The organism is Gordonia crocea, from assembly GCF_009932435.1.
Classification (GTDB): domain Bacteria; phylum Actinomycetota; class Actinomycetes; order Mycobacteriales; family Mycobacteriaceae; genus Gordonia; species Gordonia crocea.
The window spans coordinates 64956-78751 of sequence record NZ_BJOU01000001.1 but is presented as its reverse complement, the minus strand read 5'-3'; the positions used below and the strand labels follow the sequence as shown (position 1 = coordinate 78751).

Below are 13796 nucleotides of genomic sequence, written 5' to 3'. Positions count from 1 at the left end.
GAGCCGACTACGCTGCGGCGAGCGCCTGCCGGACCAGGTGCAGCGCGAAGGTGGTGGACAGGGTGCGGACCAGGGCCCGGTCGCCGGGGAAGCGTCGGGTCACCGTCGTCGTCTCGCGTCCGGCCATCGCGAGCCCGAAACACACCGTGCCGACCGGTTTGCCGGCCACCGCGCCGCCGGGTCCGGCGATACCGCTGGTGGAGACGGCGATGTCGGCGCCGGTGACGCGGCGGGCCCCGTCGGCCATCGCGGCGGCCACCGGCTCGCTGACCGCACCAAGCTCGTCGATCAAGGCGGCGGGAACCCCGAGCACACCGGTCTTCACCGAGTTCGCGTAGGAGACGATGCCGCCCAGGACATATGACGAGGAACCGGGTCGGTTGGTGAGGCGGGCGGCCACCATTCCGCCGGTGCATGATTCGGCCGTGGCGATGGTCGTGCCGGCGAGGGCTTCGGCCAGCAGGTCGTCGAGGGTGGTGCCGTCGGGGGAGAAGACTTCTCGTGGATGTGCTTGTTGCAGAAGCTGTTTCAGTTCGAGATAAGTGTGTTCCTCGGCGCGGGGGAACCGGGTGCTGATGTCGAGTTCGCCGCCGCGAATGCAGGTGGTCACCTCGAGCGTGCTGAACCGGGCCAGTGTGAGTTCGGCGCGCTGCAGGGTGTGGGCGAGGTCGGCCTCGGACAGGCCGAAGGCCCGCATCCTTTGGTGTTCCAGGTCGTCGGCACGGGCGAGGACGGCGGCGATCGGTGCGGCGGTGAGGGCGTCGGGCCACATGCCCTGAAGTTCGCGCGGGGGTCCGGGCAGGATGAGGATTGCCGGCCGGCCGTCGGCGGCGGGGATGGCGAGGCCGGGCGCGGTGCCCGTGGGGGAGATGGGTTGGGCGCCGTCGGGCACGAGGGCCTGCTTGGCGATGGATGCGGTGACCGATGCGGGCAGCTCGTCGGGGTAGCGCCCCCAGCCGCGGATGATCGCGGCGATCTCGTCGAGCAAGGCGGCATCGGTGTGCAGGGGGCGGTCGCAGAAGTCGGCGACGGTCGCGACGGTGAGGTCGTCGGCGGTGGGGCCCAGGCCGCCGGTGGTGACGATCAGGTCGACGCCGTGGTCGGCGAGGAAGCGTAGCTGTGCGGTCATGTCGGCGGGTCGGTCGCCGCAGATCGTCGTGTGTGCGACGTCGACGCTGCGCTCCAGCAGTCGGGCGGCGACCCACGGCCCGTTTTGGTCGGCGATCTCCCCGTTGAGCACCTCGGTGCCGGTGACGACTATTCCCGCGCGTGCGCTCACCGTATCGAGTCTAAGGACAACCGTGGGGGCCGGAAAGTCCGTAGTCTTCCCGCATGGGCCTGTTGACATTCAGCCTCAACCTCACCCTCGACGGGTGCGTTGACCATACCCAGGGAATCGCCGACGACGAGACCCACGCCTACTTCACCGAAGTGATGGAGGCCGGCGGGGCGATGCTGTGGGGGCGGGTCACCTACGAGTTGATGGAGGGCACCTGGCCGGCCGTGGCCCGTGGCGATATCGAGGTGCCGCCGGCGATGCAGCAGTGGGCGGCCAAGCTGGAGAGCAAGCCGAAGTATGTGGTGTCGACGACGCGCCAGGACTTCCCGTGGACCAACAGCCACCGCATCGACGGCGATCTGCGCGCGGGGATCCAGAAACTGAAGGACGAGACGCCCGACGGGGTGCTCTTGGGCAGTGGACTGCTGGCGACCGCGCTGGACCGGTGGAATCTGATCGACGAGTACCGCTTCCTCATCCATCCCCGGATCGTCGGGCACGGGCCGACGTTGTTCCAGAGCGGGCTGCCCAGTACGCGGCGGTTGGAGTTGGTGTCGTCGACGCCGTTGAGCAACGGTGTGATCGCGGCGCACTATCGGCGGGGTTAGTCGGGTCGGGGTGAACGCGCCAGGGCTTCGACGAACCCCGGATTCGGACTAGCCACGGGCAGCACATCGCGCACGGCATCGACGGCGGCGTCGAGAGTTGCTCCTCGGCTGAGCGCATAGGCGATCGTGGCCGCCGGGGTGCGGCTTTGGGTGTCGACGAAGTGGATGAGGACCTCACCAGCCGGTGTTTCTGGGAGCTGTAGCGCTCAGCAGTGCGACGTTCCGGTGCCGTTGTTGCGGTGTGTCGCGACCTGGGTGCCGTTGACCTTGATCGTGCACGAGGAGAAGGCCCCCGAGGACGTGGCGCGGGATCCGATCGCCTGCTTCTTCGGCACCTGGATTCTTACGCCGTAGCCGAACTTCTCGGGGCCGAATCCCACCGGCAGGTAGCGGAATCGGACCTGGCGCTTCACCAGCTTGCCGTCGCGACCGTAGAAACTGATCTCGTTCTGCACCTCGTCGCTTGTCCAGCCGTACTCGACCGTCGCGCCGGCCGGTGCGGTGCGGGCGTCGGCAATGCCGGCCGCGGCGATGCTCGCCGCGACGGCGGCACCGATGACGAGAGCGGGGGCAACTGTGCGCATGGGGTTTCCTGTTCTGTGGCCGAAAACCGCAGCGTACCGCGGATCCGCCGGGTGAACGGGGAGGACGGCCGGCGCTGAGGCTGGCTTAGAGGGGTAGCCATCCCGGCCACCATGACGGTGAGCCGAATGGGCAGAGGTTGTTCGGTGCGGGTTCCTGGTGGGTCAGGAGGACCGCGACGTAGACGACGGCGATCGCAACCGCGAGGCTTGCGGCTATCGGCGGCCACGCGCGCTTCTCGCGGAAGGCGAATGCGAGTCCGCCGTACGTCAGGGTGATGACGACGAAACCGATGGTTGTGATGAGCGGACCCAGGAACAGCAGGACGTACATGGCTTCGCCCGGGGTAGATCGATCCGAACGTTGACGAGCTCGATGCGGCGTCAGCCTCGAACGGTGACGCGGGTCGATGCTTCGCCGACGCGTCCGCGTGACCCGGCACGCAACGTAATGACGTGTCGGCCCGGGGAGAGGTCGACGACGACGTAGGTGCCCGACCCCAGGGGCCCGTCGCGGTCGGAGGTCCACTCCAGCGCCTCTTCCTCGACCTCGGCCGCTTCCCGCCACCACCCGTTGCCGATCAAGTCGACTCTGCCGGTGCGGATGATGGTCCCGTCGCCAGGCGACGTGATGAGGGCGACACACGGTTTGAGGGCAACCGAGAACAACGGCGAAACAGCTGTCGCAGTCCGGATACCACTCGTCACCGACACTCCGAAGCAGCAGGACGATCCGCCGGGCAGGTCGTTGAGGTCGACGATCGTTGATGTCGTTGTGGTTCGGGGTTGCAGGGGCATCCACGTCCGACCGCGGTCACAGCTGTAGCGCAGCCATGATTCGACGACGTCGGGGGATACCTCCCACGCCACACGAGCGCGGCCCTCGACGCGGCTGCCCGCTGCGGGGGCCCGGGTGAGGCGGACGGTCGGGGATGACGGTGTCAGGATCTGTTCAACTGTGGTCACGTCATCGCCGCTGAACCGCAGCCGTGCTGCGTCGTCAGGCAGCACAATGCTGCCTCGGACGTCGAACGAGCGGCTGTCGGCGATGGGGTCGCGGGTCAAGCTTCCGGTACCGATGACGTGGCTGGCGGCATTGAGGATGTCCACGGTCAACGGTGCCGGGCCCGCCGTGGCGTCGGGAGGTCGGTAGGTGGCGGTGGCCGGGCGCAGGGTGAGTTCACCGTCGACGAGGCGGCCGACGATCCTGGTGTACTCTGGGAGTGACGGGTTGCGAGTGGCCATGGTGCTATCCAATCTCGTTGATCAAGATGTTCCACAAAGCTGCCGATGGCCAGCGGTCTTGGTGGTCTCCCGACGGCGGCGTCTGGTAGGACATCAACTCCGACCAGGGGTGCGTGAAGATCGCACCGTCGGACGGGCGCCATCCCACGGTCCCTGACTCGATCTGGCCGTCGGCGGGGAGGTGGGCGTCAATGTTGTCGGGCATAGAGGCCGTTGGGTTCGTCGCCTTCGCATGGCCAACACCCAAGGTGTGTGCGAACTCGTGCGCTAAAGTTGCCGCCAAGCCTTGTTGTACGGCGATACACCTCCGTGGCGGGTACGTTGCAATGCCCTTTGTTGCTGCCCCGTTGTTGGGAGCCATAGCGAGCCAAATCCAGGTTTCCGCGCCGCTGGCCCAGAAGTAGTCGTCAGCGACGTCGCAAACGTCGGACAGGATGTCGGACCAACCTTGATCAATGGTGAGGTCGCGATCCGGCTTGAGGCGGCGGTCCTGCGACTTGGTGAATATGGTTGCACTGAACGGGGGCGAAGTCTGAAGTATTCCGCCCTGAGAAATCGGAAATCGATCGGGCAGAGTGTCTATGCCGTTCACCCAGTCCGCAGTTGAGGGGGCTGGCGTTCCCACTAGGTCATCGGCGATGAACACCGGGAAGAATATTAGTGAGCCAGTCGGCCGGAAGGTCGTGGTTGCCGATGAGGAGACCGACCAGTCCCCGGTTTCGGGTGGCAGGGCCGTCGGCCAGACCTTCACGTCGGCGGTGACCGTGCCGACTAGTCGGTCGGCGGGCAGGTCGAAGTCGAGGGCGGCGTCAACCGACGTCGAGGATTGGGCGGCGAACGGCGCATTTGCCTTCAGGGTGATCTGACCGGTGCTCGTGGTCAGATGGACACGACCGTCGACGGCCAGTTCGCCCGGGTTGGAGCCGTAGGCGAGTCCGGCGGTGAACGGCGATCGGACGTAGACCCGGAGGAGGGTGCGTCGCTTCTCGACCACGGTGAGCGCCGTCTGCGGCGGGTCGGTCGGTAGCGAGGGGTACTGGATTGCCTGGACGAAGGCGATCCGCTCGATTGTCGGCAGCGGCTTCTTCCCGACGCTGAGGAAGAACTGCCGATGCACCGAGCCGCAGGCGCTGGCTGCCGTCGCCTCGACCCGCAGGAGCATGTTGACCGCGTTGGTGGGGGTCTTGTAGGTCAGCGTGTGGAAACCGCCGACGAGGCCGTCGAAGTGGGCGAGTTGGACCGCGCCGTTCCAGATCTTAACGTCGACGTCGATGTCGTCGCCGGTGGTGGTGGCCAGGTCGATGGTGATGGTGGTGCCGAAATCGACGTGCGGAGGTGTCGACCAATGGAGGCCGAACACGATGATTTCGGGCTTGCCGCCACGGAAGTCGACCAGGGACGACCCCGCCCGCATCACCGGGAAGTCGTCGCCACCGCACATGCGCACCATGCCGGCGAGAGCCTCCACCTGGATGTCGCCCGGAATCGCGTCGGCGGCGATCCGGACGGCGATCTTGGTGTCCGCCCATGAGGTCACGGTGCCGGCGGTGCGGTCGTTGTCGGCGGCGGCGAATGTGACGCGGCCCTTCTTGGTGCCGAAGCCCGTGCCGGTCAGGGTGATCAGTGAGCCGGGGCAGGCACGCGGGTTGCTGATCGCAGCGACCTGCCAGTGCGTGGCCTCTGAGCGCAGCCGGGACATCTCCGCGATGGCGCGGATGATGCAGTGCTCGACGTAGACTGGCACTCGGAATCGTAGACCGCCCGGTGTCTCGGGGTCCCGGGTGATGTCGTGCCACCACTTGCCGGGGATCAGCGACTCGATGCCGCCCGGTGGCGTCGGGATGACGATGATCCCGCCGGGGATCCTCGGAACCTGCAACCGTGCGCCGCCCAGCGGATCGAGCCCGCCGTCTTCGAAGCCCTGCGGGTGGAACCCGCCGAATCCGTCGGGCCCCATGGTCATCGAGCGAACCGATGCGCCGCCGGGCGGCCCCGCGTCGACGGCTCGAAGCAGCTCATGGACCCAGTGCGACGCGGCGAGGGCTGTGGCGAGGCCGTCGAGCATCAGCTGGGCTTCAGCCTCGTCGTCGGCCGCCCAGATCGCGGCGGAGACGAGGCGTGCGATGGCCTGCGCGTCCGCCGGGGTCCGCCGGGGGGGCAGCGAGGGCCAGGTGTCGCCCGATGATGCGTCAGGTGGTGGAGGCTCGGCGGACCGCGCGGCGGCATGGGCGGCTTCCCCTAGCGAGGTGAGATTGAGACGCAGGCGGGCAGCCGCGTCGAGGTCTCCGGCGAGTACGCGGTGCGCATCGGGTAGGAGGTCGTTGAGCCAGGTCAGAGGAGCAAGGCCGACGGCCAGCTTTGCCAGTGCGGCGGGTGCGAGTGGGTAGGCGGGCAGACGGTGGGCGACTAGTTGCTCAAGGCGCCTGATGTCTCGGGGGGCGAAGGCGTGGACATCGGTCGACGGCGACGGCGGGGTGCCGGGTTGGGTGGCTGTGGCGCGGTGCTTCTTCGTGGGCATGGCGACTCCGATGTCGGGGAGTGGGTCCCCTCCAGAATCGGATTGCCAGCACGGGGTAGCGCGAGTAGTCGCCTACTCGACTTCGACCCGCCGCGACGGCGACTACTCGGATTGTCCGGTGTGCCCAGTGGACGGACCACCGCGAGTTGTGGACTGGCTGACCGCGGAGGCGCAGGCCCGGCACGGTCACCGTGCGGCGGGAGGCCGTGGTGGGCGGAGAACGCGGTGGTCCTCGTTCTCGACGACGGTTCGCCGACTCCCTCACCGTCCGTGAGCTCACCGAGGAGCACTTGGCGACGTGGCTCGCCAAGCGATCTGAGAACCGCCACGCCAGCGGCGTCGACGAATCTAGCGAGGCGGTGCAGACCCTGATGGGCCAGTGTGGGCTCGGATCCGTCAGGTGCGAGATGTCCACGGCTCCGGGGCTACGAGCCGAAAGGTGAGCGCGGTCGAGGGGCCGGCTTGGGTGTGCGCCATTTGATGGTCCATGTTGCGAGCCGGTCGCCGAAGACTCCTTCATAGGAGACCAGTGTTGGTCGCGGACCGGTGATCTCGAACGCCACGACTCCGCGGGCCCGTTCTCCGGCTGGAAGGCTCCCAGTCCCCAGGGTGGTGTTCGAGAAGTTGGGCGAGGTGTACATCGTTCCGTCGGCGGCCTTCGCCGACCAGTACAACGGATTCACCGGAAGCGACCCGCGCGACGTGGTGATCGTCGCCACGAAGCTGAAGATCGAGCCGCTCATTCCGATATCCGAGATGTCGACATGGCCGGCGTCCTCGTAATTCGAGATGAACCGTCCAGGTGCCGCGTCTGCGCGCCCGGTAGGTGCGAGGAGTGCGATGAGGCTGAGTCCGACGACGGCGATCAGGCTTGCTGCGCGCGATTGTGATTTCAATGGGGAACTCCACTCAAGGCTGCCGACCACCGATTGGTCGAACCGTGCGTCGAAGGCTAGGTCGCCGGTCGGACATCGTGCAGCGAGCGCAGCGCCGCGCGAAAGCCTGCGTTCGGATTCGCCTCGGGCAGCACCTGGCGCACGGCATCGACTGCGGCGTCGAGAGTCGCTCCTCGGCTGAGCGCATACGCGATGGCGACGGCCGGGGTGCGGCTGTGGGCGTGGACGCAGTGGATGAGGACCTCGCGTCCTTCGTCGCGCAGTGCGGTGACGATGGCCGCGGCGTCGGCGAGGAGAAAGTCCAGGTTCGGATTGACTGCCGGGTCGGGTTCGTCGATTAACCGGAACGGGATGTGTTCGACGCCGACGGGCACCTGCTCGGTGCCCACCAGGCACAGGCTGACCACCGCCGACACCGACGACGGGAGTCGGTCGAGGGCGGCGACGTCGCCGAGCCACACCCCGTCGTCGTGCGGGTGGCGCACGAGAATGCCTGCCGCACCGGGATATTCGATCCGGGTGGTGGTCGGCCAGCCGTGCTTCTCCGCTCCGCCGGTGGCGGCGAGATGGGCCAGTGCGACGAGTTGCTCGCCGGTCAAGCCCGGGTAGCCGTGCAGGATTCGGCGCCAGCGGGCGGGTACCGCCGAAGCGCCCCAGCGCGCGCCGAGCAGTGCGCCGGCGATCGCTGCGACGGTGTCGGTGTCGTTGCCGATCCGGATCGCGGTGTTGAGGGCCGCGGCGAACTGGCGGCACGGCTGGTCGTGCGGGATAGGGGTGTGCACGATCGCCGACCACGCTGCCTGCAACGCCGACACCACCCACCCGTTGGGGTTGAAGCGGCGCGGTGACGACGATTCCGCCTCGTCGATCCGCTCGGTCCAGTACGCGACGGCCTCGTCGTCGAGATGGGCCACACCTGCGCGCAGATCGAGCTCCCCGTCGACGATGGCGCGGCGAATCGCCAGCGACCAGAGCACGCACGCCTGTTGGGCGCGCGGGTCGTAGTGGGTCAGCGCGCTGATGGTGCGGGCGGCGTCGACGACGGCGATCTCGTCGTGCAGGTAGGGCAGTGCGACGGCGGCGGTGCGCATGAGCGACCCGTTGCCGGCGGTGCGGCCGGTGCTGGCGTGGAAGTCGTAGGCGGTGGCGGTGAGCGACTCACCGGTCGGCGCGGGTCCGGCGATCCTGAGCACGCCACTGGTCTGGATGCCGATGTCGGCCGGGCCGGACTCGTACCAGTCGCGGAAGCGGCGGGCGACGGCGGTGCGGCCGGCGGGCGAGCGCAGGTCCAGACCCGACGCGGCGACGTCGAGGATGCACCAAGCCATTGTCGTATCGTCGGTCCACTCGCCGGGTGCGAAGTGGCCCAGGCCGCCGCCGATCATCTGCGGGCCGTCGGGGCCAAGGGGAGCGGATTCGAACTCATACCCGGCACCCAAGGCGTCGCCGACGGCGGAGCCGAGGACTGCGCCGCAGGCGCGGTCGAGCTGAGCGGGGGTCAGGGTCATGTCAGGCCACCTTTGCGCCGGTGCGGGGAAGCGGGAGAGGCGAGTGTTTGAGAACGTACGCGGATTGCTGGGCGGGTAGGCTAGAACAATCACGGGAGGGTGGTGTTACCGCAGGTGGATGGACGAAACTCAGCCGAGCGTCGTACGAAAATGGTGCGGCGGATCCGTCGTAGCTCTGAGCTTGAAGGAGCACGCAGCACAAACGCCACCCGGAAGGATCAAGACGCCTACACTCGCGGCGCAATGACGGCCGCGGAACTGGGCGCACGAGTCCGACAGCGCTACGGCATCCAGTAGGGGCTCGGTGAAGCCCTGGGACACCGGCGATTCCGAGCGTGACTGGCAGGGCTATTTCGTCCCGGGCACCGACGTGTTGCGCAACCTGCTGGGCGTTACCGACCCGGAGGATCTTGCCGATGCGGAGAACGACCTTGTTGAAGCGAGAACCATCGAACTTCGGGAGGCGGTTTGGCCGCTGGGGCCACGGACCTATTCGCTCGGCTTTCTGCAGGCGATACATCGGTACCTCTTTCAAGACATTTACGAGGGGCGGGCGAGCTGCGCACGGTCGGACTGACGAAGGAAGGGGAACCGTTCAGTCCGCCCGACATGATCGGCCTGGCGATGAACCATGCGACTGAAACGATCGCCGAGCTCGACCGGTTGCGCGCCGTCCCCGAGGACAACCTGCCGCGGCGAGTGGCGTATCTCTACGACTACGTGAACTTCGCGCATCCGTTCCGCGAGGGGAACGGACGAAGCACCCGAGAGTTCTTCGATCTCCTCCTTTCTGAAAGTGGGCGGGGTCTGGCTTGGGAGCTAACCGAATCTGCGGAGCTCCACGCAGCGTGCCACGAGGCCCGCGCGGACCAGAGCTTGCTCGGGTTGGAGGCCCTGTTCGAGAAGATCCTCGACGACGAGCCGGCATACGAGTTGTGATGGTCGGGACGCGTCAGGCCACCTTTGCGCCGGTGCGGTAAGCCAGGTCGTCGCGGGTGGACGACATGGTGTCGAAAAACTGGTCGAGCAGCAGGATCAAGTGGGCCGGGGCGAAGGGCAGGGCGATCAGGGTGGAGCGCTGCCAGATGCTGCGGTCACCGAGGACCCATCGGGTCAGCGGGTGCTGGCGGTTGAGGATGCCGAGCTCCACCTCGGTCGAGCGCCGCGAGTACACACCGTGGGCGACGCGGGCCAGGATCGTGATGGCCGGAAACTCCGCGTCGACATGCACCCATACCTGCTGGCCCAGGTGGTGCAGCACGTAGTCGCGATCCTCATCCAGGGGCGGCAGCTCGTCGAACTTCTCCCGCAGCGCCTCGCCGACCAGGCGGATCAGGTCGTCGCTGTCGTCGGGGATGTGCGCCAGCGCCGCGTCACCGCCGGGGGCAGTGGCGGTGCGCTCGAAGTCGCGCCATAGGTCGTCGCTGTCACGGAATCGGTCGTCGTGGGTCATGATGACCTCCTTTAGCTTGTCATGCTCGCTAAATATTAGCACGCTAAACGCGCTAATGTGAAGGGGTGAGCGACGATGACCTGGAAACCTATCCGCGACCTGGGGTGACCGTGGATCTGGCGATCCTCACCTTGGTCGGAGCGACGACGTCCGACCCGCAGTTGTGCGTCTTGGTCCAGGACCGCACCGACCCGGATGGGCAGGCTTTGCCGGGAGCGTTCCTGCGCGAACGGGCCACCGTGGCCGCCAGCGTCGCGGATGTGTTCCGGCGCAAGGTCGGCGTCGAACCGAGCCGCGACGTGCATCCCCGGCTGTTGCGGTTGTTCGACGATCCCGACCGCGACAGTCGTACCTGGGCGATCTCCGCGGCCCATGCGGTGTCGATGAGGGAGGGCGACTTGGAATCAGCGACGGGGACATTGGTGCCGGTGGACGTCGACGGTCGGCTCGCCGACGGCGGGCCGCTGCTGTTCGACCACGACGCGATCGTGTCGGCCGCAGTGCGCAATCTGCGGGAGCGCTACGAGTTTCGCCACCGCTATGCCGATACGTTGCCCGATCCCGACGGCTTCCTCGCCGAACCGTTTACGCTATATCAACTGCGGAAAGTGCACGAGGCCGTGATCGGTGGAGCGCTACACAAAGACAACTTCAACCGACGGATGAAGCCGTTTGTGGAGCCGGTGCTGCGGGACGGGGAACCGGTGTTTGCTGAAGGGGTTCGCGGCAGACCGGCGGGGTTGTACCATAGGTTATCGAACGTCGATAGATGGGAATAGGCGTGGCAGAAGACTTTGTCGAGATTGCCAGACGGATAGGGACGAACCCGCTCGGGCGCCTCATGTATGGACAGCGCGAGCTCTTTCACAGCAATCTCCTGGCCTGGGTCTTCGACGTGCTACCCGCTGTCGCCGATGCGGCATTCCAGACGTTTACTCAACCTGGTGCTGGCAACGAGCGGCGTGTTGATCGTGAGCGTGGGCACCTCGATCTCGTCATGAATTGGCCAGGTCATGCGCCCCTAGCGATTGAGAACAAAGTCTTCTCAATTCCAAGCAGAGAACAGCTGACGGCATACGAAAAGGCGACAGCTAAGTGGCCTGAGAAGCCGATTCTGTTGCTGCTCTCCATGAGTCAGGCAGGATTCAATACTGGTCGCTGGAAGGAACTCAACTACGCGACGCTGGCGACCAGTTTCGAAGGCGCGCTTCCGGATTGTTCGTCCTACGAGGTTGAGACGGTTAGGAAATACATCGATCTGATCCGAGACCTCGATATCCTGGTTAACGGCACAGATATCAAGTCGGATGGTGAACCAGTTTGGATCGACGAAGCTCGTTTGCGTGAGCTTGGCAGTTCGCAAATGGGCGCTGCACTCCAGAAGGCGCGGGCTCAACGTGTGGCGATAAAGATTGATCGCCGATTGAATGATCGCGCGTATCCTGTGGACTGCGGCATGTCCAGAGCGACTCCGATGGTGCAACAGCTGGTGCCGGTACGAGTCGATGGGAGGCGCGTTTCCCTTGGGTGGCAGCTCCAGGGAAATCAGTTCCGGCGCGCGGTTGTTTTCCGAGACAGCGGCTTACAGGGTGGCAGCGCCATCAAACGAACGAAGCGTGAGGATCTGAGCCGCCAGTTTTCTAACCTCTTCGAATTCCCGCCAGGCTTGCCACAAGAGCATGCAGGGAAGAAGGTCTTTAATCACTTCGCCCCAGATTTCGTCTATCAGTACGTCAAGGTGCCGGGACTAACGGTGTCGGAGCTCGGCGCCGCGGCTGACTGGGTGCGCAACCAGATCGAAGCGGTCCGTGACAGTGAATCACCGAGCTAAAGCCAATCCTCGGTGTACTGCCCTTAGCGGTCAAGCCTCGGTGGCAGTGCCGCCACAGGCGGGCGGGACGCTCGTTGACGACCCAATGACGCCGTGTCCGTTGGGGACTCGCAACGTGGGATGTGACTAGCCACCATGGGATTCGTCGGAGTCTGCTCGGCATGTCCGACATACGCGATACCTTCTACGCCATGGGTTCAGATGTAGACAAGTGGGCGACGCGGTACGGGTTCGCCAAGAGCATCCCGTTTGACGGGCGCAGGACCAAGGTTGGTGACCCCAAGGCTCGATATGCGGGGTTCTACCTGCTCGAGTTCAGCAACAACGAGTGGTATCTCGGCGAGTCGATCAACGTTCGAAACCGACTGGGGCAGCACAAACTGACGTATGGCGACGAGGTCGCGTCGGTGCGCCTTCTCCTTCAAAACCTCTCGAAGCCCGCACTCCGGAAACGGGAGAAGGGGTTCATCCATGAGCTCGATGGCATGGTGCGAGGGCAGTTGCGAAACAAGGCCGGAGCGGGGATCTCTGCGGGCAGTAACGAGCTGGTCGACTTCCTCGACGAGGCTGAGCAGGAACTCTGGCTCGAGGACCCGAAGAAGTTCAACGCCTCAGACGATGCGTCCCTGAAAGCCTTACTCGAGGGGCAGGAGGTCAAGTATCGGACTGCAGCCACAAAGTTTCGGGCCTTGCCGAACTCTCGAGCGTTGACAAACGTCCTCCGGTCTTTCCTCGAGAGTTGTGTGCCCGCTCCGCGCAGAACGGAGTTCCAGAGTTGGAACGTAAGTTGTGGCACATTCGACTGGCGCAGGGCGTTTTGCGTAAGCGTCGGAAAGATGGAGGTGTTGGCCGTCGGCCCGGACGGCCGAGGATTCATCGTGGTCCGCAAATCGCTTGTACTCCCCGATCAGCAAGCCCAGCGGGCATTTCGCAAGCGACACCCGGGTGTTCAGGTCGATACCAAGACACTGTATGAAGACTCGGGGCCCGACGTGGCCAGGTTGCGTGCGACGACGATCGGGGACCTGGAGTCGCTGCTTGATGATCCAGCTGTCCAGCGAGCTGCTGCGCGACTCGTCCTCGACGTCATGCGTAAACATCCGAGTGTGTACTCGAGGTATCACTGCACACAGCTCGTGGAAGACGTCTATTCCGGCTACCAGCGACCCGAAGCCGAAGCGCCGCTGGATACTGCGGAAGCTAAGAAGTTGGTTACCGAGCTGGCGGATGAGGCGAGGACCTTGGAAGGCGAGAACGGCGACGACGAGGTCGAAGCCCCGCAGAACATCGCCATGCAGCCAGACGACATCCCGCTGTTCTGGTTCGTGAACGCTGGACCGAAGGAGAGCACGCGTAACACCATTGCTGACTTCCGCCAGGCTGATGAGTGGCGAATGGACCCGGACGAGCGGTATGAAACCAAGGTGATGGACATGCTCCCTGGCGAGCGGATCGCGGTTCGCAAACGGTACAACACGAAAACGAACATTCCCTTCGATCACCGCGATCACCGGGTCTCCTGCATGGACATCTTGCTCACCGGCACAATCGTTGAGAACCCCGGCGACGGGGTATCGGTCAAAGTGGAATGGGACCCGCCGACGGCACCCCGGACGTGGTACCTATTCACCAGTCAGGACACCGTCTGGCCGCTCAGCCCGGTGCACCCGTGGAGCCGGCACTTGATCGACTTCACATTCCATGACGCTCGCCAAGACCTCGACTACTGGCGGAACGTCAGCTACTGGCGTGCCCGCTTCGGAGACAACTAAGCCGAGGGGAGACGCTCGGGCGTTAAGGGGCGGTGTTGGCACTTTGTGGCCGCCGTTCCCTTCCGGCCAGCCATTCCGATCACGGTGCTGTCCTGCCGCCCGCCG

At 65.6% G+C, this 13796-nt stretch carries 13 protein-coding genes and 1 pseudogene; 6 read left to right on the top strand and 8 right to left on the bottom strand.

Going from position 1 to position 13796, the window contains the following annotated elements:
* Window positions 1–7: 7 nt before the first annotated feature.
* Window positions 8–1279, bottom strand: a complete 1272-nt coding sequence (locus tag nbrcactino_RS00370) for a competence/damage-inducible protein A (protein ID WP_161925563.1) — start codon at window positions 1277–1279, stop codon at window positions 8–10.
* A 53-nt stretch (window positions 1280–1332) separates the two neighbouring features.
* On the opposite strand from nbrcactino_RS00370, the gene nbrcactino_RS00365 reads away from it, so the two are divergent.
* Window positions 1333–1887: a dihydrofolate reductase family protein gene (locus nbrcactino_RS00365; RefSeq protein ID WP_161925562.1), complete on the top strand. Its 555-nt coding sequence runs from the start codon at window positions 1333–1335 to the stop codon at window positions 1885–1887.
* Window positions 1888–2093: 206 nt separating this feature from the next.
* On the opposite strand, the gene nbrcactino_RS00360 is transcribed toward nbrcactino_RS00365, so the two are convergent.
* The 6 genes from nbrcactino_RS00360 to nbrcactino_RS00335 form a co-directional block, all read right to left on the bottom strand.
* Window positions 2094–2471 (bottom strand): hypothetical protein, encoded by a 378-nt coding sequence (locus nbrcactino_RS00360; RefSeq protein ID WP_161925561.1) that lies wholly within the window; start codon window positions 2469–2471, stop codon window positions 2094–2096.
* Window positions 2472–2556: 85 nt separating this feature from the next.
* Window positions 2557–2802, bottom strand: coding sequence for a hypothetical protein (locus nbrcactino_RS00355; protein WP_161925560.1), 246 nt, complete (start codon window positions 2800–2802; stop codon window positions 2557–2559).
* 50 nt (window positions 2803–2852) lie between these two features.
* A complete protein-coding gene (locus nbrcactino_RS00350; RefSeq protein WP_161925559.1) occupies window positions 2853–3713 on the bottom strand; it encodes a hypothetical protein in 861 nt (286 codons plus the stop codon).
* Between the two features lie 4 nt (window positions 3714–3717).
* Window positions 3718–6231 (bottom strand): hypothetical protein, encoded by a 2514-nt coding sequence (locus nbrcactino_RS00345; protein ID WP_161925558.1) that lies wholly within the window; start codon window positions 6229–6231, stop codon window positions 3718–3720.
* 425 nt (window positions 6232–6656) lie between these two features.
* Window positions 6657–7157 carry a DUF1942 domain-containing protein gene (locus tag nbrcactino_RS00340; protein ID WP_161925557.1) on the bottom strand — a complete coding sequence of 167 codons (501 nt, stop codon included), beginning with the start codon at window positions 7155–7157 and terminating at the stop codon, window positions 6657–6659.
* Between the two features lie 26 nt (window positions 7158–7183).
* A complete protein-coding gene (locus nbrcactino_RS00335; RefSeq protein ID WP_161925556.1) occupies window positions 7184–8635 on the bottom strand; it encodes an ADP-ribosylglycohydrolase family protein in 1452 nt (483 codons plus the stop codon).
* A 150-nt stretch (window positions 8636–8785) separates the two neighbouring features.
* Here nbrcactino_RS00335 and nbrcactino_RS00330 point away from each other — a divergent pair, with 150 nt between their 5' ends.
* Together nbrcactino_RS00330 and nbrcactino_RS00325 are read left to right on the top strand one after the other, a co-directional pair.
* Entirely contained in the window at window positions 8786–8932 is a 147-nt protein-coding gene (locus nbrcactino_RS00330; RefSeq protein ID WP_161927502.1) for an antitoxin VbhA family protein, read from the top strand.
* A gap of 7 nt (window positions 8933–8939) precedes the next feature.
* Window positions 8940–9574: pseudogene (locus tag nbrcactino_RS00325) on the top strand (Fic/DOC family protein).
* Window positions 9575–9587: 13 nt separating this feature from the next.
* Here the strand turns inward: nbrcactino_RS00325 and nbrcactino_RS00320 are convergent.
* The gene (locus nbrcactino_RS00320; RefSeq protein WP_161925555.1) at window positions 9588–10088 is read right to left on the bottom strand and encodes a T3SS (YopN, CesT) and YbjN peptide-binding chaperone 1; all 501 of its coding nucleotides are present in this window, start codon (window positions 10086–10088) and stop codon (window positions 9588–9590) included.
* Window positions 10089–10258: 170 nt separating this feature from the next.
* On the opposite strand from nbrcactino_RS00320, the gene nbrcactino_RS00315 reads away from it, so the two are divergent.
* The 3 genes from nbrcactino_RS00315 to nbrcactino_RS00305 all read left to right on the top strand — a co-directional run bounded on the left by nbrcactino_RS00315 (window position 10259) and on the right by nbrcactino_RS00305 (window position 13691).
* On the top strand, window positions 10259–10867 hold the full coding sequence (locus nbrcactino_RS00315; RefSeq protein WP_228460585.1) for an NrtR DNA-binding winged helix domain-containing protein: 609 nt from the start codon (window positions 10259–10261) through the stop codon (window positions 10865–10867).
* A 2-nt stretch (window positions 10868–10869) separates the two neighbouring features.
* Window positions 10870–11919 (top strand): PD-(D/E)XK nuclease family protein, encoded by a 1050-nt coding sequence (locus tag nbrcactino_RS00310; protein WP_161925553.1) that lies wholly within the window; start codon window positions 10870–10872, stop codon window positions 11917–11919.
* Window positions 11920–12080: 161 nt separating this feature from the next.
* Window positions 12081–13691, top strand: coding sequence for a GIY-YIG nuclease family protein (locus nbrcactino_RS00305; RefSeq protein ID WP_161925552.1), 1611 nt, complete (start codon window positions 12081–12083; stop codon window positions 13689–13691).
* Window positions 13692–13796 lie beyond the last annotated feature (105 nt).

Bases quoted from the DNA above. Each gene is read 5' to 3' on its own strand.
- nbrcactino_RS00365 (WP_161925562.1), top strand. From the start codon at position 1,333: ATGGGCCTGTTGACATTCAGCCTCAACCTCACCCTCGACGGGTGCGTT.
- nbrcactino_RS00360 (WP_161925561.1), bottom strand. From the start codon at position 2,471: ATGCGCACAGTTGCCCCCGCTCTCGTCATCGGTGCCGCCGTCGCGGCG.
- nbrcactino_RS00355 (WP_161925560.1), bottom strand. From the start codon at position 2,802: ATGTACGTCCTGCTGTTCCTGGGTCCGCTCATCACAACCATCGGTTTC.
- nbrcactino_RS00350 (WP_161925559.1), bottom strand. From the start codon at position 3,713: ATGGCCACTCGCAACCCGTCACTCCCAGAGTACACCAGGATCGTCGGC.
- nbrcactino_RS00345 (WP_161925558.1), bottom strand. From the start codon at position 6,231: ATGCCCACGAAGAAGCACCGCGCCACAGCCACCCAACCCGGCACCCCG.
- nbrcactino_RS00335 (WP_161925556.1), bottom strand. From the start codon at position 8,635: ATGACCCTGACCCCCGCTCAGCTCGACCGCGCCTGCGGCGCAGTCCTC.
- nbrcactino_RS00330 (WP_161927502.1), top strand. From the start codon at position 8,786: ATGGTGCGGCGGATCCGTCGTAGCTCTGAGCTTGAAGGAGCACGCAGC.
- nbrcactino_RS00320 (WP_161925555.1), bottom strand. From the start codon at position 10,088: ATGACCCACGACGACCGATTCCGTGACAGCGACGACCTATGGCGCGAC.
- nbrcactino_RS00305 (WP_161925552.1), top strand. From the start codon at position 12,081: ATGTCCGACATACGCGATACCTTCTACGCCATGGGTTCAGATGTAGAC.